Below are 22602 nucleotides of genomic sequence, written 5' to 3'. Positions count from 1 at the left end.
TGTCACTACGACTAACATACGAATTTGAGCCCCCGGCCTACTACCCCCGACCGGGGCCTCTTCTGTTGTTCCAGTATCTCTCGTATGGTGGAAACTACTTTCCGAAAACAAAATGACCGCATTACCTGCTACCGGCGGGTAGGTGCGACGATCGGAGGGCGCCGCCAGGGCAACCAGCCGGGGCGGCGTAGCAACGAAGCTAGGGAAAGCAGAGGAACCCGGCCATGGCAACGGCGCCCAGCGTCTCGTACTCGATGACGGTCCGGCTGGAGGTGCCCGCGAGCGGCACCGCGGTCTCGCAGCTCACCGCTGCGGTCGAGTCCCACGGAGGCTCCGTCACCGGCCTCGACGTCACCGCCTCGGGCCACGAGAAGCTCCGGATCGACGTCACCATCGCCGCGACCTCCACCGCGCACGCCGACGAGATCGTCGAGCGGCTGCGGGACATCGAGGGCGTCGTCCTCGGCAAGGTCTCGGACCGCACCTTCCTGATGCACCTCGGCGGCAAGATCGAGATGGCGTCCAAGCACCCCATCCGGAACCGCGACGACCTGTCGATGATCTACACCCCGGGCGTCGCCCGCGTGTGCATGGCGATCGCCGAGAACCCCGAGGACGCCCGCCGCCTCACCATCAAGCGCAACACCGTCGCGGTCGTCACCGACGGCTCCGCCGTCCTCGGCCTCGGCAACATCGGCCCGATGGCCGCCATGCCGGTCATGGAAGGCAAGGCCGCCCTCTTCAAGCGCTTCGCCGACATCGACGCCTGGCCGATCTGCCTGGACACCCAGGACACCGACGAGATCGTGGCGATCGTCAAGGCCATCGCCCCCGGTTTCGCGGGCATCAACCTGGAGGACATCTCCGCGCCCCGCTGCTTCGAGATCGAGGCCCGGCTCCGCGAGGCCCTGGACATCCCGGTCTTCCACGACGACCAGCACGGCACCGCCATCGTCGTCCTCGCCGCGCTCACCAACGCGCTCCGCGTGGTCGGCAAGGGCATCGGCGACGTCCGGGTCGTCATGTCCGGCGCCGGCGCGGCCGGCACGGCCATCCTGAAGCTGCTGATCGCCGCGGGCGTGAAGCACGCGGTCGTCGCCGACATCCACGGCGTCGTGCACGCCGGCCGCGAGGACCTGGTGGCCGCCCCGGCCGACTCCCCGCTGCGCTGGATCGCCGACAACACCAACCCGGAGGGCGTCACCGGCACCCTCAAGGAGGCCGTCGTCGGCGCGGACGTCTTCATCGGCGTGTCGGCCCCGAACCTGCTGGGTGCGGCGGACGTGGCCGCGATGGCCGAGGACTCGATCGTGTTCGCGCTCGCGAACCCCGACCCGGAGGTCGACCCGGCCGCCGCGCGGCAGACCGCCGCCGTGGTCGCCACCGGCCGCTCGGACTTCCCGAACCAGATCAACAACGTCCTGGTCTTCCCCGGCGTCTTCCGCGGTCTGCTCGACGCGCAGTCCCGCACGGTGAACACCGAGATGATGCTGGCGGCCGCCACGGCCCTCGCGGACGTCGTCACCGAGGACGAGCTGAACCCGAACTACATCATCCCGTCGGTCTTCAACGACAAGGTCGCGGGCGCCGTCGCCGGGGCCGTCAGGACCGCCGCGAAGGCGGCGGGCGCGGGCGCCTGACGTCACCGGGGAGCGGTACCCCGAGCGTGTCGCGATTCGCGGAGTCGTAAACCCGCCTTTAGGGTGGCTTTTCGGCTCCGCACCGTTTGCGGGGAGTCGACGCTACGTCACCACCAGGGGCCTCCGGCGCTTTCCGTGTGACCCCAGAGGGTGCCGGATTGGCGTTCCCGCCGCTGGTGGGGGCAGGATGCTCCCCCGAGGACTTCGTCCAGGGGGGAACCCCCAGGGCGCGAGGGATCCACGAGAGGCAGACCCGGTTCCGGGGACTGTCCGAGGCCCCTGGCAGCATCGGCTTCGATCTCACGCCTCACAGGCAAGAAGAACACGGGAGTAACAACATGAACCGCAGTGAGCTGGTGGCCGCGCTGGCCGACCGCGCCGAGGTGACCCGCAAGGACGCCGACGCCGTGCTGGCCGCCCTCGCCGAGACCGTCGGCGAGGTCGTCGCCAAGGGCGACGAGAAGGTCACCATCCCCGGCTTCCTGACCTTCGAGCGCACCCACCGTGCCGCTCGCACCGCTCGTAACCCGCAGACCGGCGACCCGATCAACATCCCGGCCGGCTACAGCGTGAAGGTCTCCGCGGGCTCGAAGCTCAAGGAAGCCGCCAAGGGCAAGTAAGCAGCCTGTAGGCGCACGCAAAGGGCGGCCACCCCTTCCGGGGTGGCCGCCCTTCCGCACGTCCGGGAGAAGGCCCCGCAGGGCCTTCCGGGGGCCGTCCTACACCAGCGCGCTGCCCGGCAGCTCGACCTTGGCGCCCAGCTCGACGAGCTTCTCCATGAAGTTCTCGTAGCCGCGGTTGATCAGGTCGATGCCGTGCACCCGCGAGGTGCCCTGGGCGGCGAGGGCCGCGATCAGGTACGAGAAGCCGCCGCGCAGGTCCGGGATGACCAGGTCGGCGCCCTGGAGGCGGGTGGGGCCGCTGACGACCGCCGAGTGGAGGAAGTTCCGCTGGCCGAAGCGGCAGTCGGAGCCGCCCAGGCACTCGCGGTACAGCTGGATGTGGGCGCCCATCTGGTTCAGCGCCGAGGTGAAGCCGAGCCGGGACTCGTACACCGTCTCGTGGACGATGGAGAGGCCGGACGCCTGCGTCAGGGCGACGACCAGCGGCTGCTGCCAGTCGGTCTGGAAGCCGGGGTGGACGTCGGTCTCCAGGTGGATCGCGTTGAGCGAGCCGCCCGGGTGCCAGAAGCGGATGCCCTCGTCGTCGATCTCGAAGGCGCCGCCGACCTTCCGGTAGGTGTTGAGGAAGGTCATCATCGAGCGCTGCTGGGCGCCGCGCACGTAGATGTTGCCCTCGGTGGCGAGCGCCGCGGACGCCCAGGAGGCCGCCTCCAGGCGGTCCGGGAGGGCCCGGTGGGTGTAGCCGCCGAGCTTGTCGACACCGGTGATCCGGATGGTCCGGTCGGTGTCCATGGAGATGATCGCGCCCATCTTCTGCAGGACGCAGATCAGGTCCTCGATCTCCGGCTCCACGGCCGCGTTGGAGAGCTCGGTGACGCCCTCCGCCAGGACGGCCGTGAGCAGCACCTGCTCGGTCGAGCCGACCGAGGGGTACGGGAGGCGGATCTTGCAGCCGCGAAGGCGCTGCGGGGCCTCCAGGTACTGGCCGTCGGCCCGCTTCTCGATGGTCGCGCCGAACTGGCGGAGCACGTCGAAGTGGAAGTCGATCGGCCGGCCGCCGATGTCGCAGCCGCCGAGGCCCGGGATGAAGGCGTGGCCGAGGCGGTGCAGCAGCGGGCCGCAGAAGAGGATCGGGATGCGCGACGAGCCGGCGTGGGCGTCGATGTCGGCGACGTTGGCGGACTCGACGTGCGTCGGGTCGAGCACCAGCTCGCCGGGCTCCTCGCCGGGGCGGACGGTCACTCCGTGCAGCTGGAGCAGCCCGCGGACGACGCGCACGTCGCGGATGTCGGGCACGTTGCGCAGTCTGCTCGGACCGCTGCCGAGCAGGGCGGCGACCATCGCCTTGGGCACGAGGTTCTTCGCGCCGCGAACGCGGATCTCGCCCTCCAGCGGGGTTCCGCCGTGGACAAGCAGGACATCGTCAGTGCCGGTCATGAATCTCGCGTTCCGGAGTCGTCGGTCGGGTGGCCAGAGAAAAGGGTAAGGGGCCATTGGACCTCGATCGGGCCGGTCGGGGTGCCTGTCAGATGTAATGAATTCGGCACAACACCCTCCGTTTCCGCGATCTTGCGGACTGTCACCGTCCGGTTCTTCCGGCCGGGCGGTCCGGGGCGTCCTGTCCCGCCCCTCCCGACCTGCGAGGCTCGCCTCGGCTTCCACGGGTTTCCCGGCATTGCGCCCGAGAACCCCCACACGCGCCGAAGATGCGGGATCATGTGTCGCATGACCGAGGTGTCCTCGCTCACAGGACGGCTGCTCGTGGCCACCCCCGCCCTCGCGGACCCGAACTTCGACCGCGCGGTGGTGCTGCTGCTCGACCACGACGACGAGGGATCGCTCGGCGTCGTCCTCAACCGGCCCACCCCCGTCACCGTCGGCGACGTGCTCGCCCCCTGGGCGGGGCTGGCCGGCGAGCCGGGCGTGGTCTTCCAGGGCGGCCCGGTCTCCCTCGACGCGGCCCTCGGCCTCGCCGTCATCCCCGGCGACGAGGGCCCGCTCGGCTGGCGCCGGGTCTTCGGCGCGATCGGCCTGGTCGACCTGGAGACCCCGCCGGAACTCCTCGGCCCCGCCCTCGGCGCGCTCCGCATCTTCGCCGGCTACGCGGGCTGGGGCCCCGGCCAGCTGGAGACCGAACTGACCGAGGGCGCCTGGTACGTCGTCGAGTCCGAGCCCGGCGACGTCTCCTCGCCGACCCCGGAGACCCTCTGGCGGCAGGTCCTCCGCCGCCAGCGCGGCGACCTCGCGATGGTCGCGACCTACCCGGACGACCCTTCGCTCAACTGAGTCCCGCCGCTCCCAGTACCCTTGGGTGCCATGAGCACTCTCGAGCCCGAGCGCGGGGCAGGTACGGGAACCCTCGTCGAGCCGACGCCGCAGGTGTCCCACGGTGACGGCGACCACGAGCGCTACGCCCATTACGTCCAGAAGGACAAGATCATGGCGAGTGCCCTCGACGGCACTCCCGTCGTCGCACTCTGCGGAAAGGTCTGGGTGCCGGGGCGCGACCCCAAGAAGTACCCGGTCTGTCCCATGTGCAAGGAGATCTACGAGTCCATGGGCTCGGGTGGCGACAAGGACAAGGACAAGGGCGGCAAGGGGAAGTAACCCCCGGCCCGGCCCTCGTCGGGGACGGCCCCCGTCGCGCGCACCACTGGTGCGCGCGACGGGGGCCGTCCCGTTTTCCCGGGGCGTGCGGCGGCCCTCCGGGGTCCCGCGGCGGAACGGGAAGTGGTCGAGACCTCTTGTCGTGATCGGCGGGCGCGCCTAACCTCACCGCTGTTGTTGTGCAGCACGAAACGCTCGTTGCACATGGTGCAACGCACGCTCGGAGGGGAACCGCCATGAAGCTTCCTGCCCGGATCACCGCCCCCGTCGCCCTGCCGCTCGCCGCCCTCGTCCTCGCAGCCTGCGCGCCCCAGACCTCCGCGCCCGCCGCCGGCGGCGACGAGAAGACCGGCACCCTGCGCGTCTGGCTCTTCCAGGAGGTCGCCAACCAGCCCAAGGAGAAGGTCGTCGACGAGGCCGTCGCCGCCTTCGAGGAGCAACACCCCGGCGCCGAGGTCGAGGTCGAGTACATCCCTGTCGAGACCCGCGCCCAGCGCGTCAAGGCGGCCTTCAACGACCCGACGTCCGCCCCCGACGTCATCGAGTACGGCAACACCGACACCGCCGGCTACGTGCAGGACGGCGGACTCGCCGACATCACCGCCGAGTTCGCCGCCTGGGACCAGGCGAAGGACACCGACCCCACCGCCCGGGAGTCCGTCACCGTCGACGGCAAGGTCCACGGCGCCCCGCTCTTCGTCGGCGTACGGGCCCTCTACTACCGCACCGACGTCTTCCGCGAGCTCGGCCTCGCCGCCCCCAGGAGCCAGGACGAACTCGTCGCGACCGCGAAGAAGATACGCAAGGCCAGGCCGGAGCTGTACGGCATCGCCGTCGGCGGCGCCTACACCTACGGCGCCCTCCCCTTCGTCTGGGCCGCCGGCGGCGACCTCGCCACCAAGGACGCCTCCGGCGCCTACAAGGCGGCCCTGAACGGCGACGCCGCCGTCCGCGGCCTCACCACCTACACCTCGCTCCTCCGCGACGACAACTGCCCCGCCGCCACCTGCGCCCAGATGGGCGGCAACGCCACCGTCACCGCCTTCGCCGCCGGCAAGGCCGGCATGGCCATCGGCGGCGACTTCAGCCACGCCGCCGTCGAGGCCGGCCAGGTCAAGGGCAAGTACGCCGTCGTCCCGCTCCCCGGCACCGCGCCCGGCTCCGTCGCCCCCGCCTTCGCCGGCGGCAACAACATCGGCGTCCTGAAGTCCACCGCCCACCGCACCCTCGCCGTCGAGCTGACGAAGACCCTCGCCGGCAAGGAGACCCAGGCCAAGCTGTTCGACGCGATGGGCTTCCTGCCCACCTTCACCGACGTCCGCACCGCCGCCGCGGCGCGCAAGCCCTTCGTGAAGCCCTTCATCGACACCCTCGCCGCCGGAACGAAGTTCGTGCCCGCCACCGCCGCCTGGGGCCGCATCGACTCCTCGCTCGTCGTCCCCACGATGCTCCAGGAGATCGCCAGCGGCCGGAAGGACGTGAAGTCCGCCGCCGCCGACGCGGCGAAGAAGATGGACGCGGCCTTCGCCGAGGCGGGCTGAACCGGATGACCGCCACCGCCACCGCCCCGCCCGCGCCCGCCGGCCCCGCGAAACCGCCCGCACGCCGGCCCCGGAGCCGTACCGCCCGCTCCCGCACCGGCACCTCCGCCTGGACCCCCTGGCTCTACCTGCTGCCCGCCCTCGCCGTCCTCGGCGCCCTGCTCGTCTACCCCGTCTACCAGCTCGGCCTGATCTCCTTCCTGGAGTACACCCAGGCCCAGGTCAGCGGCGGCCGACCCACCTCCTTCCAGGGCTTCGCCAACTACACGGCCCTCTTCACCGACCCGCAGTTCCGTCAGGTCCTGCTCGCCACCGTCGTCTTCGCCGCCGCCTGCGTCGCCGGCACCCTCGCCGTCGGCTGCGCCCTCGCCGTCCTCCTCACCCGGGTACGGGCGCTGCCCCGCCTCGCCCTGATGCTGGCCGCGCTCGGCGCCTGGGCCACCCCCGCCGTCACCGGCTCCACCGTCTGGGTCTTCCTCTTCGACGCCGACTTCGGCCCCGTCAACAAGCTCCTCGGCCTCGGCGACTTCTCCTGGACCTACGGGCGGTACAGCGCCTTCGCGCTCGTCCTCCTCGAAGTCGTCTGGTGCTCGTTCCCCTTCGTGATGGTCACCGTCTACGCCGGGATCCGGGCCGTCCCCACCGAGGTCCTGGAGGCCGCCGCCCTCGACGGCGCCTCCCAGTGGCGGATCTGGCGCACCGTGACCGCGCCACTGCTCCGCCCGATCCTCGCCGTCGTCACCATCCAGTCCGTCATCTGGGACTTCAAGGTCTTCACCCAGATCTACGTGATGACGGGCGGCGGCGGCATCGCCGGCCAGAACCTCGTCCTCAACGTCTACGCCTACCAGCAGGCGTTCGCCTCCTCCCAGTACAGCCTGGGCGCGGCCATCGGCGTCGTCATGCTGCTGCTCCTGCTCGCGGTCACCCTGGTGTACCTGCGGACGCTGCGCCGTCAGGGGGAGGAGCTGTGACCGCCCTCCGCGTACGCCGTCCCGGGCGGCTGCTCGCCGAGGCGGCGGCCCTGCTCGCCGCCGCCGTCGTCGCCTTCCCGCTGTACTGGATGGTCCTCTCCGCCCTCAAGCCGGCCGGCGAGATCCAGTCCACCCGACCCCGGCCGTGGACGCTCTCGCCGTCCCTCGACTCCTTCCGGCGCGTCTTCGAGCAGCAGGACTTCGGCCGCTACTTCCTCAACAGCCTGCTGGTGGCGACGGCGGTCGTCCTCGCCTCCGCCGTCATCGCCTTCCTCGCGGCGACCGCCGTCACCCGCTTCCGCTTCCGCTTCCGCACCACCCTCCTGGTCATGTTCCTGGTGGCGCAGATGGTGCCGGTCGAGGCGCTGACCATCCCGCTCTTCTTCCTCATGCGGGACGCCGGACTCCTCAACACCCTCGGCTCGCTCGTCCTCCCGCACCTCGCCTTCTCGCTGCCGTTCGCGATCTGGATGCTGCGCGGCTTCGTCCGGGCCGTGCCGGAGGCGCTGGAGGAGCAGGCCCGGATCGACGGGGCGAGCCACGCCCGCTTCCTGTGGACGATCCTGTTCCCGCTGGTCCTGCCGGGCCTCGTCGCGACCAGCGTCTTCTCGTTCATCTCGACCTGGAACGACTTCCTCTTCGCCAAGTCGTTCCTCATCAGCGACACCTCGCAGTCCACCCTCCCGATGGCGCTGCTGGTCTTCTTCAAGCCCGACGAGAACGACTGGGGAGGCATCATGGCCGGCTCGACCGTGATGACGGTCCCGGTGCTCGTCTTCTTCGTACTCGTACAGCGCCGTCTGGTCTCCGGACTGGGCGGGGCGGTGAAGGACTGACGTGATGACAGAGACGGACCTGATCCCCGCGCCCCTGACGGCCCGCCACCCCGGGGGCGGCCTCCCGCTCGACGCCACCACCGCCCTCGACGCCGGACCCGGCACCGAGGGCACCGCCCGCTGGCTGCGCTCGGCGCTCGGCGCCGCCACCGGGCTGCCCCTGCCCGACGGCACCGGCCCCGGCGCGGTCCGGCTGCGGATCTCCCCGGAGACCGCGGAGGAGCACGGCCCCGAGGGCTACCGGCTCTCCGTGACCGGCGACGGCGTCCTGCTCGACGGCGGCGGCCCCGCCGGGCTCTTCTGGGGCGCCCAGACCCTGCGGCAGCTCCTCGGGCCCGACGCGTACCGGCGGGCGCCGCTGCCCGGCCGGACCTGGGCGCTCCCGTACACCGAGATCGCCGACCGCCCCCGCTTCGGCTGGCGCGGCCTCCTCCTCGACGTCTCCCGGCACTTCACCGCCAAGGAGGACGTGCTGCGGCTGCTCGACCTGATGGCCGCGCACAAGCTGAACGTCTTCCACTTCCACCTCACCGACGACCAGGGCTGGCGGATCGAGATCGAGCGGTACCCGCGCCTCACCGAGGTCGGCGCCTGGCGGGCCCGCTCCAAGCGCGGCCACCGCGCCTCGCCGCTGTGGGACGAGACCCCGCACGGCGGCTTCTACACCCAGGACGACATCCGCGAGATCGTCGCCTACGCCGCCGCCCGGCACATCGACGTCGTCCCCGAGATCGACCTCCCCGGCCACTCGCAGGCCGCCATCGCCGCGTACCCCTGGCTCGGCAACACCGACGTCGTCGACACCGCCGCCCTCACCGTCTGGGACACCTGGGGCGTGAACCCGAACGTGCTCGCCCCCACCGAGGAGGTGCTGCGCTTCTACGAGGGCGTCCTGGAGGAGGTCCTGGAGCTCTTCCCGGCGGACACCTCGCCGTTCGTGCACATCGGCGGCGACGAGTGCCCCAAGGACCAGTGGAAGGAGTCCCCGGCCGCCCAGGCCCGGATCGCGGAGCTCGGCGTCGGCGACGAGGAGGGGCTCCAGTCCTGGTTCATCCGCCACTTCGACCGCTGGCTCACCGACCGCGGCCGCCGGCTCATCGGCTGGGACGAGATCCTGGAGGGCGGCCTCGCCGACGGCGCGGCCGTGTCGTCCTGGCGCGGCTACGGGGGCGGGATCGCCGCCGCCGAGGCGGGCCACGACGTCGTCATGTGCCCCGAGCAGCAGGTCTACCTCGACCACCGGCAGCACGGCGGCCCCGACGAACCCGTCCCGATCGGCTTCGTGCGGACCCTGGAGGACGTCTACCGCTTCGAGCCCGTCCCGCCCGGCCTGTCCGAGGCGGCGGCCCGTCACGTCCTGGGCACCCAGGCCAACGTGTGGACCGAGGTGATGGAGAACCGCGCCCGCGTCGACTACCAGGTCTTCCCCCGCCTCGCCGCCTTCGCCGAGGTCGCCTGGTCCGCGCTGCCCGCCCCCGACGACCGCGACACGGACGGTTTCCTGCGCCGCATGGAGACCCACTACCGGCGCCTCGACGCCCTCGGCGTCGCCTACCGCCCGCCCACCGGACCCGCCCCCTGGCAGCGCCGCCCCGGCCTCCTCGGCCGCCCGATCGACGGCCCGCCCCCGATCGTGTGAGCCAGCTCGCTCGCCGGGGTCACCCGGGAGCGGCGAAACGGGAGTTACCTTCTCTGTCAGGGCTTCCCGGGGCGTCCGGGGGCGTCTGTGGACATCCCGGGCGTCCCGGGAGTCCCGGGCGCCCCGGGAGGGAGGGGGCTCGCGCGGCCCCTCGCTCCGGACGGCTCGGAAGATGTGCCAGAGTTGCCACGTCCGGCCTGTGAGCACGTACGGTACGCCCACACACAGGCGCGCCGTGCGCCCGCTCGCAGGCGCGGCGGCCGGGCACAGTCGGGGACGGACCGGGACAACCGGGAAGGGGCAGCGGGTTGACCACGCACGCACCACAGACGGCGCAGTCCGTGACGCTGCCCGCCTCGCTCGACGAGGCCGTGGCCGCGCTGACCGCCATGCCGGCCGCCGTGCCCGTCGCCGGCGGCACCGACCTGATGGCCGCCGTCAACCGCGGCCAGCTCCGCCCCGCCGGTCTCGTCGGCCTCAGCCGCATCAACGAGATCCGCGGCTGGCAGTACCAGGACGGCCACGCCCTCCTCGGCGCCGGCCTCACCCACGCCCGCATGGGCCGCCCCGACTTCGCCGCCCTCATCCCGGCCCTCGCCGCCGCCTCCCGCGCGGCCGGACCGCCCCAGATCCGCAACGCCGGCACCCTCGGCGGCAACGTCGTCACCGCCGCCCCCACCGGGGACTCGCTGCCGGTGCTCGCCGCCCTGGAGGCCGACCTCGTCGTCGTCGGCCCGCTCGGCAGCCGCGAGATCCCCGTCTCGCACCTCCTCGCGGGCCGCGACCTGCTCGCCCCCGGCGAGCTCGTCGCCTTCGTCCGGGTGCCGCTGCTGCACGCCCCGCAGGTCTTCCTCAAGGCCACCGGCCGCACCGGCCCGGCCCGCGCCACCGCCTCCGTCGCCGTCGTCCTCGACCCGGCCCGGCGCGGGGTCCGCTGCGCCGTCGGCGCGGTCGCCCCGATGCCGCTGCGCCCGCTGGAGGCCGAGCGCTGGATCGCCTCCCTGGTCGACTGGGACAACGACCGGGGGCTCGCCCCGGAGGCGCTGACCGCCTTCGGCGAGTACGTGGCCGCCGCCTGCGTCCCGGATCCGCCGGACGGCGAGCAGCTGCCGCCCGCCGTACAGCACCTGCGGCGCACCGTCGCCACTCTCGCCCGCCGGGCACTGGGGAGGGCCCTGTCGTGAACACCGGCAACCACGAGCAGAACGAGACCGCCGCCCCGGCCGCGCCGGGCGGCTGGGAGCCGATCCCGCAGAGCGAGGGGTACGACGAGGGAGCGACCGCCTTCGTCCACCTGCCGCCGGAGTTCATGCTGGACGGGGTCCCCCTGGAGGCCCCCGGGCACGGCTACACGCCGCCGATGATCGTGCCGCTGCAGCCGCTGGCGCAGCCCGCCGAGGGCGTGGAGTTCTTCGCCCCGGAGCCCGGGCAGGGCTTCCCGGAGCAGGGGCCCGAGCCGCTGCCGCACGGGTACGGCGACGAGAGCGCGGGCGCGCCGGTGGCCCGGCCGTACGTGGAGCACGACCCGCACGCGACGGCGGAGTGGCACTTCGGCGGGACCGGCCAGTGGGAGCTGCCGGCGGAGGGGCTCACCGAGTTCCCGGCGGAGCCGGTGGCCCCCGAGGCGCCGGTGGCCCCGGAGGTGCCGGTGGTCCCCGAGGTGCCGGTGGTCCCGGAGGCCGTCGAGACGCCGCTGGACATGCCTCTGGACGTGCCGCTGGACGTGCCGGTCGTCGACGCGCCCGTCGACGTGGCCCCCGACGTGGCCCTCGACGCGTCGCCGGAGCCCGTCTCGTACGAGCAGGCCCCGCCGACCCTGCCGGGCGGCGCGCCGGCGCCGTGGGCGGTGCCGGAGGCCGTGGCGGCGCCCGTGGCCGAGCCCGCCGCGGAACCGGAGCCGGAGCCGGAACCGGACCACGAGCACGCGCCGGAGGCGGAGGCGGCCGTCGTGGCCCCCGAGGCCGTGCCGGACGCCCCGGTGCCCTCGTACACCTCCGTCGACAGCGACGAGCACCCGCACACCTCCTACGTGCTGCGGGTCAACGGCGCCGACCGGCCCGTCACGGACTCCTGGATCGGCGAGTCGCTGCTCTACGTGCTCCGCGAGCGGCTCGGCCTCGCCGGGGCCAAGGACGGCTGCTCGCAGGGCGAGTGCGGGGCGTGCAACGTACAGGTGGACGGGCGGCTCGTGGCCTCCTGCCTGGTGCCGGCCGCGACCGCCGCCGGGTGCGAGGTGCGGACCGTCGAGGGGCTCGCGGTGGACGGCGAGCCGTCCGACGTCCAGCGGGCGCTCTCGCGCTGCGGCACCGTGCAGTGCGGCTTCTGCATCCCGGGCATGTGCATGACCGTGCACGACCTGCTCGAAGGCAACCACGCCCCCACCCAGCTGGAGACCCGCCAGGCCCTCGCCGGCAACCTCTGCCGCTGCTCCGGCTACCGAGGCGTCCTCAAGGCGGTGGAGGACGTGGTGGCCGAGCGCGCCGCCGGCGAGCACGCCACCGCGGGCGAGGACGACGCCTCGGCCCGCATCCCGCACCAGCACGACGGAGGCAGGGCGTGAGCAGCGACGCGACGACCGCCATTCCCACGCTCCCCTTCGCGGAGGCCGCCGGGGCCGCGCCGGAGCCCGAGACCCCGGTCCTCGGACTCGGCGCCTCCCTCCCGCAGGCCGACGCCCGCGCCAAGGCCGAGGGCACCTTCCCGTACGCCTCCGACCTGTGGGCCGAGGGCCTGCTGTGGGCCGCGATCCTGCGCTCCCCGCACGCCCACGCCCGGATCGTCTCCGTCGACACCTCCGCCGCCGAGGCCATGCCCGGCGTACGGGCCGTGGTGACGGCCGCCGACGTGCCCGGCGCGGCCACCTACGGCCGGCGCGTCGCCGACCGGCCCGTCTTCGCCGACGGACTCGTCCGGCACCACGGCGAGGCCATCGCCGCCGTCGCCGCCGACCACCCCGACACCGCCCGGCTCGCCACCGCCGCCATCCTCGTCGAGTACGAACTCCTGGAGCCCGTCACCGACCCGGAGAAGGCGTTCGAGGCCGAACCCCTCCACCCCGACGGCAACCTGATCCGGCACATCCCGCTCCGCTTCGGCGACCCCGAGGCCACCGGCGAGGTCGTCGTCGAGGGCCTCTACCGGGTCGGCCGCCAGGACCCCGCCCCCATCGGCGCCGAGGCCGGACTCGCCGTGCCCCGCCCGGACGGCGGCGTCGAGCTGTACACCGCCTCCACCGACCCGCACACCGACCGCGACCTCGCCGCCGCCTGCTTCGGCCTCGCCCCCGACCAGGTCAAGGTCGTCGTCACCGGCGTCCCCGGCGCCACCGGCGACCGCGAGGACCCCGGCTTCCAGATCCCCCTCGGCCTGCTCGCGCTGCGCACCGGCTGCCCGGTCAAGCTCACCGCCACCCGCGAGGAGTCCTTCCTCGGCCACGCCCACCGGCACCCCACCCTGCTCCGCTACCGCCACCACGCCGACGCCGAGGGCCGGCTGGTGAAGGTCGAGGCGCAGATCCTCCTCGACGCGGGCGCCTACGCAGACTCCTCGTCCGAGTCCCTGGCCGCCGCCGTCGCCTTCGCCTGCGGCCCGTACGTCGTCCCGCACGCCTTCGTCGAGGGCTGGGCGGTCCGCACCAACAACCCGCCCTCCGGGCACGTCCGCGGCGAGGGCGCGATGCAGGTCTGCGCCGCGTACGAGGCGCAGATGGACAAGCTCGCCGGCCGCCTCGGCATCGACCCGGCCGAGCTGCGCATGCGGAACGTCATGTCCACCGGCGATCTGCTGCCCACCGGCCAGACCGTCACCTGCCCCGCCCCCGTCGCCGAACTCCTCGCCGCCGTACGGGACTTCCCGCTGCCCGCCCTGCCCAAGGACACCCCCGAGGAGGACTGGCTGCTGCCCGGCGGGCCGGAGGGCGCGGGCGAACCGGGCGCGGTGCGCCGGGGCGTGGGCTACGCGCTCGGCATGGTGCACATGCTCGGCGCCGAGGGCACCGACGAGGTCTCCACCGCCACCGTGCGGGTCCTCGACGGCGTCGCCACCGTCATCTGCTCGGCGGTGGACACCGGTTCCGGCTTCACCACCCTCGCCCGCCAGATCGTCCAGGAGACCCTGGGCGTCGACGAGGTCCACGTGGCCCCCGTCGACACCGACCAGCCCCCGGCCGGCGCCGCCACCCACGGCCGGCACACCTGGGTCTCCGGCGGCGCCGTCGAGCGCGCCGCCAAGATGGTCCGCACCCAGCTCCTCCAGCCGCTGGCCCACAAGTTCGGCATGTCGACGGAGCTGCTCCAGGTCAGCGACGGCAAGATCACCTCGTACGACGGGGTCCTCTCGACCACCGTCGCCGAGGAGATGGACGGCAAGGAGCTGTGGGCCACCGCCCAGTGCCGCCCGCACCCCACCGAGCCGCTGGACGAGTCCGGGCAGGGCGACGCCTTCGTCGGCCTCGCCTTCTGCGCGATCCGCGCGGTCGTCGACGTCGACATCGAACTCGGCGCCGTCCGGGTCGTGGAGATGGCCGTCGCCCAGGACGTCGGCCGCGTCCTCAACCCCGCCCAGCTCGCCACCCGCATCGAGGCCGGCGTCACCCAGGGCGTCGGCGCGGCCCTCACCGAGAACCTGCGCACCGCCCGCGGCCTGGTCCGCCACCCCGACCTCACCGGCTACGCGCTGCCGACGTCGCTGGACGCCCCGGACATCCGGATCGTGAAGCTCGTCGAGGAGCGGGACGTCGTCGCCCCCTTCGGGGCGAAGGCGGCCAGCGCCGTCCCCGTCGTCACCTCGCCGGCGGCGGTGGCGGCGGCGGTCCGCGCGGCGACCGGCCGACCGGTCAACCGGCTGCCGATCCGGCCGCAGGCGGCGGTGGCGGCGACCCCGTAGCCCCTCGGGCGTCAGGCGGTGGGCATGGCCACGATCGTGCCCCTGCTGAGCAGGAAGACCCGGTTCCCGGCGGCGGCCACCGCCCACGGGCCCGGGTTCTCCCGCTCGTAGGTCCACAGGCGGTCCTTCGCCGACTTGGAGAGGGCCGAGACGCCCGCCTCGGTGTGGTTGCCCTCGACCACCCAGATCCAGTCGCCCTGCACCACCGGCGGCTGCATCGACGGATAGGGGCTGACCAGGGAGACGATCCACAGATCGGTCCGCGTGCCGTCCTTCCGGTAGCGGTACGCCAGACCGCCGCTGGTCACCGTCAGCCCGTCCGGGTCGGGCACCGGCGGCCCCCAGTCGCCGTACCCCTTCTCCTCCCAGCGGCGCTCGCCGTCCGCGAGGGCGAACGCGGTGAGCACCTCCCCGCCGGCGAAGAGGGTGTCGCCCTCGATCGCCGGCTGGAGGGCCTTGGACGACTTCCCCCGCACGCTCCACGCCGTCCGCCCGTCCGCCGTGTCCAGGACGGTGAGGTCGCCGTTCGTACCGGAGAGCGCGAGCCGGCCGGGGCCGGCGGCGGCGAGCGGGACGGAGGCGCCCGCCGGGTCCTCCGCCGACTCCGCCGTCCAGCGGATCCGCCGCCCGGCCGTGTCCACGGCCCGCAGCTTCCCCGCCGAGGTCAGGAAGTAGACGCCCTCGGACGTGGCGGCGAGGAACAGCGCGGCCTCCGCGCCGTCCACCGCCCACGCCTCCTCGCCGGTGGACGCGTTCCGCACCGACAGCCGGCCCGAGGCGTCGGCGCAGGCGAACTCGTCATCGTTCAAAGCCACTTGGCCGGCGCGGGCGGACAGCTCCCGGTGGGTCCACTTCGCCGTGCCGTCGACCACCCGCAGCGCGGTGAGGCCGCCGTCCCGGGCCGCGAAGACCACCACGTCGCGCAGGACCACCGGCGTCGGCAGGGGGCCCGACGCGGCCACCTCCAGCGGCCCCCACAGCGGCTTGGGGCGGATGCCCGCGCTGCTGCCCTCCAGCAGGGCGGCGTCCGGCGCGTCGCCCGCCGCCGGCGGCTCCGCCCCCTGCCGGCCGGTCAGCCACCAGGCCGCGGAACCGCCCCCGGCGAGCAGCAGCGCGCCGCCCGCGCCCCACGCGGCGAGGAACCGCCGCCGGGACGGACCGGCCGCGCCGGAACCGTCCGGGCCGGGGACGACCGTGGCCGCGGTGAGCCGCCGGATCTCCGCCTCCCGGCCCTTCGCCTCCTCGTGCAGCGGCCCCTGCCGCCAGACGCCCTTCGCCTTCCGGCCCCCGGAGCCCTGCGGGGCGAAGGCCCCCGCGATCTGCCCGGGCGTCGGGCGCAGCGCCGGATCGTGCTGGAAGCAGGGGGCGACGAGCGGGTGCAGCGCGGGCGGAAGGCCGCCGAGGTCCGGCCGCTCGTGGACGACCGCGTACTGCACGGCGGCCACGTGCGGCCCGTCGTAGGCGCGCCTGCCGGTGGCCGCGTACACGAGCACCGCGCCCAGCGAGAAGACGTCGGCGGCGCCCGTCACCCGCTGCCCGAGGACCTGCTCGGGCGCGCCGTAGCCGGGGGTGACGGGGATCTGGCCGGTGGTGGTGAGGGTGAGGCCGTGCTCGGGCCGGGCGATGCCGAAGTCGATCAGCCGGGGCCCGTCGGCGGTGAGCACGATGTTCGCCGGCTTGACGTCCCGGTGGACGAGGCCGGCCGCGTGGACGTCCCGCAGCGTCTCGGCGAGCGCCGCCGCCAGGAGCCGTACCGCCGGCTCGTCCAGCGGCCCGTACCGGGCGACGGCCTCTTCGAGGGTGGGACCGGACAGGAACTCCGTGGCGATCCACGGCCGTCCGCCCTCGACCTCGGCGGCCAGGACCCGCGCCACGCCGGGGCTCTCGACGGCCGCCGCGGTGTGCGCCTCGCGGACGAACCGCCGGGCGAGGTCCTGGTCGTGGGCGAGTTCGGGGCGCAGCACCTTCACGGCGGCGGGCCGGCCGTCCCGCCCGGCCGCGAGGTACACCTTGCCCATGCCGCCCTCGCCCAGCACGCCGACGAGGCGGTACGGCCCGAGCCGGAGCGGGTCGCCGAAGCCGAGGGGGGTCATGGTCGGTCACGTCCTTGTCGGGGGTGCGGTTCAGTTCAGGGGGAGGGCGATGAGGGAGCCGGAGCCGATGCCGAACATCCGTTGTTTCTCCGGGAGTTCGACGAGGTGGTCGGCCTCCGTCTGGTAGACCCAGGACCGGGCGCGGGTCGTCGGGTCGACCGCCGCGAGGCCGAGGCGGGTCCGGTAGAAGAGGTGCCCGGGGCCCACCGCGAGGTACTGCTCGGAGGCGTACACCGGCGGGTTGTCCTGCGGCGCCCGCTCCCGCCACCGCTCTTGCCCCGAGTCCGCCGCGACGGCGTGCGCACCCTGGTCCGACACGGTGTGGACGGTGCCCTCGCGGAGCACCGGGGAGGCGTACTGGTCGTTCCCGGTGCCCCGGAGCCGCCACGCCTCCTTCCCGTCGGCCAGCCGGTACGCGACGAGGTCGGCGCCGCCGACGTAGACATGGGTGTCGTCCAGGCAGGGCCGCTCGGACCCCCAACGGACGGGCTGCTTCCACCGGACGGCGCCGGTGGCGGCGTCGCGGACGACGAGCAGCGGCGGGGCGAAGTTCTGCATGTCGGCGGAGCGTTCGAAGGCGACGAGCCGCCCGTCGCGGACCACGGCGCCGATGAACGGCGGGGTGTCCTCCCGCGGATCGACCGGCCGGGTGCGCCACAGCTCGCGCCCGGTGCGGACGTCGACGGCCACGAGCGACGCCTCGCCGAAGTCGGCGCGGGTGCCGGTGGCGCCCGCGAGGTAGACGACCCCGTCGGCGGCGCAGCCGAGCTGGGTCGTCGCCATGTTGGCGTTGAGGCCCCGGACCCGGACGCCGGGCTGCCGGAGCGCGTACCGGCCGGTGTCGATGGTGTGGACGGCCAGGTCGTGGTGGTCGGCCTCCGGTCTGCGGGGGACGGCGTAGACCTCGCGCCCGTCGGTGGCGAGGGCCCGCCAGACGGTGTCCACCGTGCAGACGCCCGTCGTCTCGCCCGTCCCGACGTCGGTGAACGCGACGCCGAGCCCGGCGAGCACCGCGACCCGGTCACCGGCGACCAGCGGGAAACCGCGCTCCGTGGCCGCCTCCGGGACCAGCATGTTCGCGTTCCACAGGGAGTCCGGCGCGTCGCCGAGCAGCGGCGCCTTCGGCAGCTGCGCGCCGGTGGAGGGGGCCTTGTCGCGGGTCGCCCAGAGCGTGCCGCCCGCGCCCGCCGCGGCGAGCAGCGCGCCGCCGCCGAGCGCCAGGAAGCGGCGCCGGGAGGACGCGCGGCGGGCGGTCGGCACGGTCGCGGTCCGGGTCTCCGCGTACGGGTCGCCCTCCGGCGCCGGCAGCCGGTCCGGCAGCGGCAGCCATACGTCGGTCGCCCGCCGGGCGATGTCGGCGAGCACGACCGGCGGCAGGTGGTCGGCGAACTCGCCCTGTCCGTCGTGGAGTCGCGCGGTGAGGACGTCCGTGGTGGGGCGGGCGGCCGGGTCCTTCGCCAGGCAGGCGGAGAGCACCGGGACCAGGGCCTGCGGCAGGCCGGTGAGGTCGGGTTCGGCGTACCGGACGCGGTAGAGCAGGTCGGCGGGGGAGCCGGTGCCGAAGGGGCCGTGGCCGGTGGCGGCGAAGAGCAGCACCCCGGCGAGCGCGAACACGTCGCCGGCCGGGGTGTGTTCGAGGCCGCCCGCCTGCTCCGGCGACATGTAGGCGGGGGTGCCGGCCGCCGAGCCCGCGCGGGTCAGGTGGTCGTCTCCGGCGGCGCGGGCGATGCCGAAGTCGATGACCTTCGGCCCGTACGCGGTGACGAGCACGTTCGAGGGCTTCAGGTCCCGGTGCACCACGTCGGAGGCGTGCAGCCGCCCGAGCGCCCCGGCGAGCGCGGCGCCCAGGGCCCGTACCGTCGGCTCGGGCAGCGGCCCGCCGAGCTTCACCGCCCGGTCGAGCGGCGGCCCCAGCACGTACTCGGTGGCCAGCCAGGGCGTCTCCGCCAGCGGGTCGGCGTCGACGACGGCGGCGCCGTGCCGCCCGCCGATGATCCGGGCCGCGTCCGTCTCCAGCCGGAACCGCCCCCGGAAGACCGGGTCGGCGGCGAGCCGGGCGTGCAGCGTCTTCAGCGCGACGGTCCGGCCGCCGGGGGAGCGGCCCAGGTAGACCGTGCCCATGCCGCCGGAGCCGAGGCGGGCGAGGAGCCGGTACGTGCCGATCGCGGCGGGATCGTCATGGGTCAGGGGCGACAGCATCGGGTTCAGGTCCGTCGGGGGTCGTGCGGGTGGGCGGCGGGCGTGGTGGGGAGGGCGGCGAAGTGACGCGCCTCGCTGTGGGGGTCCGGCTCGGTCTCCGCCGCGAGGAGTTCGGCGGACTGGCGGGCGAGCGCGGCGACCACCCGGCCGGGCAGCCAGCCGGGCGCGAGGAGGGACGCGGCCGAGTTCAGCACGGTCGCGTGCGGGGCCGGCGGCGCCAGCGCGGGGAGCAGGGCGGCGGCGGTCGGGCGGTGCGCGGGGTCGCGGGTGAGGCAGGAGAGGACGGGGGCGCGCAGGGCGGGCGGGAGTTCGGCGCCCTCCGGGACGGTGTGGCCGGTGGCGGCGTACGCGAGGACGGCGCCGAGCGCGAACACGTCGCCCGGCGGGCGGGGCCGGCCGCCGGTGGCCTGCTCGGGGGCGAGCGCGCCCGGGTCGAGCCCGGGCAGGCCGGTGCGCGGAACCCCGTCGGGCCCGGCGGCCCGGACGGCGCCGTGGCAGCCGAGGCGCGGGCCGTCGGCGGTCAGCAGGACGGCGGCGGGGGAGATCCCGGCGTGCGTGAACCCCTGCGCGTGCGCGGCCGCCAGCCCCTCGGCGAGGGCCGCGCCGACGGCCCGTACGGTCGCCTCCGGCAGCGGCCCGCCGTACACGGCGAGCGCGACCGGAAGCGGCAGCGCGGGCCGGAACGGCGCGGCGTACCACGCCTGCCGCTCACCGGCCCCCGACACCCGCCCGACCGGCTCGAACCAGGGCGCCGGCAGCCGCCGCGCCTCCTCGGCCTCGGCGGTGAACGCGCGCGGATCGCCCCCGGGCGGCGCCACGCTCAGCAGCACGGTCTCCCCGTCGGCGCCGCGCGCGACGAACCGTCGGCAGGGGAGCGCGGGGGAGCCCGGCGGATCGAGCCGGGTGATCAGCCGGTACGGGCCGACGCGTCCCGACGCCCCGGCACCGGGAGCCTCGTGCGCGCGCGCCGTCTCCACCTGTGCGTCCCCCCGCTGTCGTCCTTCACCTCCCCCGTGGCGACGGGGGCGGGACGAGCCTACCGAGGAGGCGGTACGGCCCCGCCGTCAGTCCGCCGCGATCTCCGTCCGCGAGGTCAGCTGGGAGGCGACGACCATCGCCGTCCGGGTGAGGAGCGCGGCCAGCAGGATCGTCCCCCACCCCTCGACGTGCATCGCCGAGATCTTCGGCGCCAGCCAGGACAGCAGCCACCAGATCAGCGCGTCCTGCAGGAACCCCAGCCCGCCGAACACGAGCAGCATGTGAACCGGCACCCGCCCCGACGGCCCGATGAACACGAGCTGGGTGAGGACCACCATCACCATCGTCGTGATCATCACGGAGAGCAGGACGTCGACCGTCTCCGCCCCCATCGTGACCCCGGGAAGCAGCGCTCCGGCCAGCCCGACACCCACGAGGATGCCCACCCTGCGTCTGACTCGATCATCCATGCGGCGGACTGTGACACACGGGCGCGTGGCCTGTGAAGCGGTCTCCCGGAAACCCCCGGGCACCGGGCCGAAGGCCGGTGGCCGGGCCCGGCGGCGGCGTACGGTGGCGGCGTGACGACCGAAGACCTCGGCAAGACCCTGCGTCGTCTGCGCCGTCTGGCGGCCCTGACGCAGGAAGAGCTGGCGGAGCGCTCGAACGTGTCCGTGGACGTGATCCGTCAGCTTGAGCAGGGACGGAAGCACTCGGCACGACTTCCCACGTTGCATGCCCTGGCGAACGGGCTCGGGGTGGAACTGACGACGCTGCTCGGCGATCCCCCCGCCGTCTCGTCCATGGGGGAGAACGACGGCCCCAAGTTCGTCGCGGTGCGACGCGCGATCATGCCCGCCCTCTGGGGCCCCGAACCCCGGGAACCCGCCTCGGACTTCTCCCTGGACGCCCTGCGCGAGCGGATCGCGGACGGCTGGACCCGCTATCACGGGGCCGAGTTCGACTCCGTGATGGACGCCCTGCCCGCCCTGATCGCGGACGCTCGTTCCGTGACGGCCTCCCCCCGCCTGGTTGATCGCGAGGAAGGGTTCGCAGCCCTGGGGAAGGCCCTTCAGCTCGCCGGACACGTCGCCGTGCGCATGGGGAAGACGGACCTCGCGCTGATCAGTCTGGAGCGGGCGACCGACGCGGCTGACCGCTCCTCGAACCCGCTCCTGCTCCCCATGCTCGTGAACTCCGTCGCGTGGACGTACCAGCGGCAGGGGCGGCTCGACGACGCGCTGTCCATCGCCCTGCGCGCCGCCGACGACATGAAGGGCGCGGGTCTTACCGAGACCGCGGACGGCTTGAAGGTGTGGGGCGGGCTGACGATGAGCGCCGCCACGTCGGCGGCACGCAGCGGGGACTACGAGCGCGCGGCTGATCTCATGGGCCACGCGGAGGAGGAAGCCAGCCGCGTCTCCAAGCTGGCGGAAGGCGGCGACAACCGCATGGTGAGCGTGTTCAGCCCCTCGTCCGTCCGCATCGAACGGGTGCGCCTGGCCGTCCAGTACGGCCACCCCCACGACGCGCTCGCGCTCGCCAAGGGCATGCGGCTGAGCAAGGACACCCCGCCGTCCTGGCGGACGTGGCTGCTCCTGGACGTGGCGCGTGCTCACACGGACACCGGCGACGCGGCGGGGGCGGTCAAGACCCTGGAGTCCCTGCGCAAGGTGGCACCGACATGGATGCAGCACCACACGCTGGCCGTCGCGATCGTCCGTGACCTGTGGTCGCTCCCCAACCACCCGCCGGGGCTGCGCCCGTTGGCCGAGTTTCTGGGAGTCGTCGGCTAAGCGCCGGGAAGTAGGACGTTGCGTCCCTGTCGGCCCACGTGCCCGGCCGATTGCATGGGAGGCCAGTGCTCCGGCGACCGCACGAGCGGCCCTGGAGCCCGGCCGGACGCAAGGAGTCGACACATGAACGCCACCGCGCAGGGCGCAGCGGAACAGGTCCCGGACCAGGTCCACGAGCGGGCGATCCCGCTCGATGTGCGGGCGATGCGTGAGAGGGCCCTGGGGGCGCTCGGGGAAGCGGCGGAGAGCCTGCCTACGGACGAACTGGACAGCCTGATCCAGGCACTCCGGGGGATGCTCATGCTGCTCATCCCCGAGGTGGTCACGGCGGCCGGCAGGCATCCGAAGGGGGACATGCCCCGCATCTGCGCCTTGGCGGGCGTCGAGGAAGCCTCGCGCCGGCTCAGGACCCGCTCGGTACCGGCCGCTTCCCCCTGGGCCCTGAGGCACACCCGAAGGCTGGCCCGCTCGGTCCTGGCACTCACCGACCACTACGTGAACCTCGGCGGTGGCGCATGAGTCGGACGCTCTACTTCTGCCGGGGCTGCGAGGGTGTGATCACGGAAGAGTCCGATGCGGTGTTCCTCTGGCACGAAGCGGGCAGCAGCGGCCCTGGGAGGGACGTGTACGTCCACCGTGAGCACGTCCACCAGGTGCGCGAGGACGAGACCGCCGTACGTCTTCTGGCGCGCGTTCTGGTCAGGCGCCTGACGTCCCCTGATGCGCCATGGCGCAGGAATCCCTGACCCCGGAAAGGCGAGCGGTGCCCACGCCGTTGGTACGGGCGTGGGC

18 protein-coding genes are annotated in these 22602 nt (G+C 74.0%); 13 read left to right on the top strand and 5 right to left on the bottom strand.

The window, feature by feature from the left end; genetic code table 11:
* Positions 1–224 precede the first annotated feature (224 nt).
* Positions 225–1640, top strand: coding sequence for an NAD-dependent malic enzyme (locus ACFW1I_RS19085; RefSeq protein WP_384671188.1), 1416 nt, complete (start codon positions 225–227; stop codon positions 1638–1640).
* Positions 1641–1978: 338 nt separating this feature from the next.
* Positions 1979–2260, top strand: a complete 282-nt coding sequence (locus ACFW1I_RS19080; protein WP_017237029.1) for an HU family DNA-binding protein — start codon at positions 1979–1981, stop codon at positions 2258–2260.
* Between the two features lie 99 nt (positions 2261–2359).
* Here ACFW1I_RS19080 and murA read toward each other — a convergent pair whose 3' ends face one another.
* The gene (gene murA / locus ACFW1I_RS19075; protein WP_384671185.1) at positions 2360–3700 is read right to left on the bottom strand and encodes a UDP-N-acetylglucosamine 1-carboxyvinyltransferase; all 1341 of its coding nucleotides are present in this window, start codon (positions 3698–3700) and stop codon (positions 2360–2362) included.
* A 288-nt stretch (positions 3701–3988) separates the two neighbouring features.
* On the opposite strand from murA, the gene ACFW1I_RS19070 reads away from it, so the two are divergent.
* The 9 genes from ACFW1I_RS19070 to ACFW1I_RS19030 all read left to right on the top strand — a co-directional run bounded on the left by ACFW1I_RS19070 (position 3989) and on the right by ACFW1I_RS19030 (position 14744).
* Positions 3989–4549 carry a YqgE/AlgH family protein gene (locus ACFW1I_RS19070; RefSeq protein ID WP_384671183.1) on the top strand — a complete coding sequence of 187 codons (561 nt, stop codon included), beginning with the start codon at positions 3989–3991 and terminating at the stop codon, positions 4547–4549.
* 30 nt (positions 4550–4579) lie between these two features.
* A complete protein-coding gene (locus ACFW1I_RS19065; RefSeq protein ID WP_037879418.1) occupies positions 4580–4870 on the top strand; it encodes a DUF3039 domain-containing protein in 291 nt (96 codons plus the stop codon).
* Between the two features lie 236 nt (positions 4871–5106).
* Positions 5107–6411 (top strand): extracellular solute-binding protein, encoded by a 1305-nt coding sequence (locus ACFW1I_RS19060; protein WP_384671180.1) that lies wholly within the window; start codon positions 5107–5109, stop codon positions 6409–6411.
* A gap of 5 nt (positions 6412–6416) precedes the next feature.
* On the top strand, positions 6417–7385 hold the full coding sequence (locus tag ACFW1I_RS19055) for a carbohydrate ABC transporter permease (RefSeq protein ID WP_384671177.1): 969 nt from the start codon (positions 6417–6419) through the stop codon (positions 7383–7385).
* Complete coding sequence (locus ACFW1I_RS19050) at positions 7382–8221, top strand: carbohydrate ABC transporter permease (protein WP_384671175.1); 840 nt, start codon at positions 7382–7384, stop codon at positions 8219–8221. Before ACFW1I_RS19055 ends, ACFW1I_RS19050 begins: the two co-directional genes overlap by 4 nt.
* Positions 8222–8225: 4 nt before the next feature.
* Complete coding sequence (locus ACFW1I_RS19045) at positions 8226–9860, top strand: beta-N-acetylhexosaminidase (RefSeq protein ID WP_384671173.1); 1635 nt, start codon at positions 8226–8228, stop codon at positions 9858–9860.
* A 308-nt stretch (positions 9861–10168) separates the two neighbouring features.
* Entirely contained in the window at positions 10169–11044 is an 876-nt protein-coding gene (locus tag ACFW1I_RS19040; RefSeq protein ID WP_319009379.1) for an FAD binding domain-containing protein, read from the top strand.
* Positions 11041–12420 (top strand): (2Fe-2S)-binding protein, encoded by a 1380-nt coding sequence (locus ACFW1I_RS19035; RefSeq protein ID WP_384671170.1) that lies wholly within the window; start codon positions 11041–11043, stop codon positions 12418–12420. The genes ACFW1I_RS19040 and ACFW1I_RS19035 overlap by 4 nt, the downstream gene beginning before the upstream one ends.
* Complete coding sequence (locus ACFW1I_RS19030) at positions 12417–14744, top strand: xanthine dehydrogenase family protein molybdopterin-binding subunit (RefSeq protein WP_384671168.1); 2328 nt, start codon at positions 12417–12419, stop codon at positions 14742–14744. The genes ACFW1I_RS19035 and ACFW1I_RS19030 overlap by 4 nt, the downstream gene beginning before the upstream one ends.
* Positions 14745–14755: 11 nt before the next feature.
* Here the strand turns inward: ACFW1I_RS19030 and ACFW1I_RS19025 are convergent, their stop codons facing one another.
* The 4 genes from ACFW1I_RS19025 to ACFW1I_RS19010 form a co-directional block, all read right to left on the bottom strand.
* On the bottom strand, positions 14756–16837 hold the full coding sequence (locus ACFW1I_RS19025; RefSeq protein WP_384671166.1) for a protein kinase: 2082 nt from the start codon (positions 16835–16837) through the stop codon (positions 14756–14758).
* A gap of 30 nt (positions 16838–16867) precedes the next feature.
* Positions 16868–19036 (bottom strand): PQQ-binding-like beta-propeller repeat protein, encoded by a 2169-nt coding sequence (locus ACFW1I_RS19020; protein ID WP_384671163.1) that lies wholly within the window; start codon positions 19034–19036, stop codon positions 16868–16870.
* Positions 19037–19041: 5 nt separating this feature from the next.
* Positions 19042–20013, bottom strand: coding sequence for a serine/threonine protein kinase (locus ACFW1I_RS19015; protein WP_384671161.1), 972 nt, complete (start codon positions 20011–20013; stop codon positions 19042–19044).
* 87 nt (positions 20014–20100) lie between these two features.
* On the bottom strand, positions 20101–20484 hold the full coding sequence (locus ACFW1I_RS19010; RefSeq protein ID WP_384671159.1) for a hypothetical protein: 384 nt from the start codon (positions 20482–20484) through the stop codon (positions 20101–20103).
* Positions 20485–20595: 111 nt separating this feature from the next.
* Here ACFW1I_RS19010 and ACFW1I_RS19005 point away from each other — a divergent pair, with 111 nt between their 5' ends.
* Both ACFW1I_RS19005 and ACFW1I_RS19000 read left to right on the top strand, forming a co-directional pair.
* Positions 20596–21810 (top strand): helix-turn-helix domain-containing protein, encoded by a 1215-nt coding sequence (locus ACFW1I_RS19005; protein ID WP_384671157.1) that lies wholly within the window; start codon positions 20596–20598, stop codon positions 21808–21810.
* A 123-nt stretch (positions 21811–21933) separates the two neighbouring features.
* Complete coding sequence (locus tag ACFW1I_RS19000) at positions 21934–22329, top strand: DUF6415 family natural product biosynthesis protein (RefSeq protein ID WP_384671155.1); 396 nt, start codon at positions 21934–21936, stop codon at positions 22327–22329.
* Positions 22330–22602: the final 273 nt, after the last annotated feature.

The sequence above is a fragment of the Streptomyces sp. NPDC058955 genome (genome assembly GCF_042741435.1).
In the GTDB taxonomy this organism is placed as follows: Bacteria; Actinomycetota; Actinomycetes; order Streptomycetales; family Streptomycetaceae; genus Streptomyces.
The sequence above is the reverse complement of the archived record's forward strand: the minus strand, read 5'-3'. Positions and strand labels throughout refer to the sequence as shown.

Excerpts from the sequence above, each read along its gene's own strand:
- ACFW1I_RS19085 (WP_384671188.1), top strand. The coding sequence starts at position 225 with ATGGCAACGGCGCCCAGCGTCTCGTACTCGATGACGGTCCGGCTGGAG.
- ACFW1I_RS19080 (WP_017237029.1), top strand. The coding sequence starts at position 1,979 with ATGAACCGCAGTGAGCTGGTGGCCGCGCTGGCCGACCGCGCCGAGGTG.
- murA (WP_384671185.1), bottom strand. The coding sequence starts at position 3,700 with ATGACCGGCACTGACGATGTCCTGCTTGTCCACGGCGGAACCCCGCTG.
- ACFW1I_RS19070 (WP_384671183.1), top strand. The coding sequence starts at position 3,989 with ATGACCGAGGTGTCCTCGCTCACAGGACGGCTGCTCGTGGCCACCCCC.
- ACFW1I_RS19065 (WP_037879418.1), top strand. The coding sequence starts at position 4,580 with ATGAGCACTCTCGAGCCCGAGCGCGGGGCAGGTACGGGAACCCTCGTC.
- ACFW1I_RS19060 (WP_384671180.1), top strand. The coding sequence starts at position 5,107 with ATGAAGCTTCCTGCCCGGATCACCGCCCCCGTCGCCCTGCCGCTCGCC.
- ACFW1I_RS19055 (WP_384671177.1), top strand. The coding sequence starts at position 6,417 with ATGACCGCCACCGCCACCGCCCCGCCCGCGCCCGCCGGCCCCGCGAAA.
- ACFW1I_RS19045 (WP_384671173.1), top strand. The coding sequence starts at position 8,226 with ATGACAGAGACGGACCTGATCCCCGCGCCCCTGACGGCCCGCCACCCC.
- ACFW1I_RS19025 (WP_384671166.1), bottom strand. The coding sequence starts at position 16,837 with ATGACCCCCCTCGGCTTCGGCGACCCGCTCCGGCTCGGGCCGTACCGC.
- ACFW1I_RS19020 (WP_384671163.1), bottom strand. The coding sequence starts at position 19,036 with ATGCTGTCGCCCCTGACCCATGACGATCCCGCCGCGATCGGCACGTAC.
- ACFW1I_RS19010 (WP_384671159.1), bottom strand. The coding sequence starts at position 20,484 with ATGGATGATCGAGTCAGACGCAGGGTGGGCATCCTCGTGGGTGTCGGG.
- ACFW1I_RS19000 (WP_384671155.1), top strand. The coding sequence starts at position 21,934 with ATGAACGCCACCGCGCAGGGCGCAGCGGAACAGGTCCCGGACCAGGTC.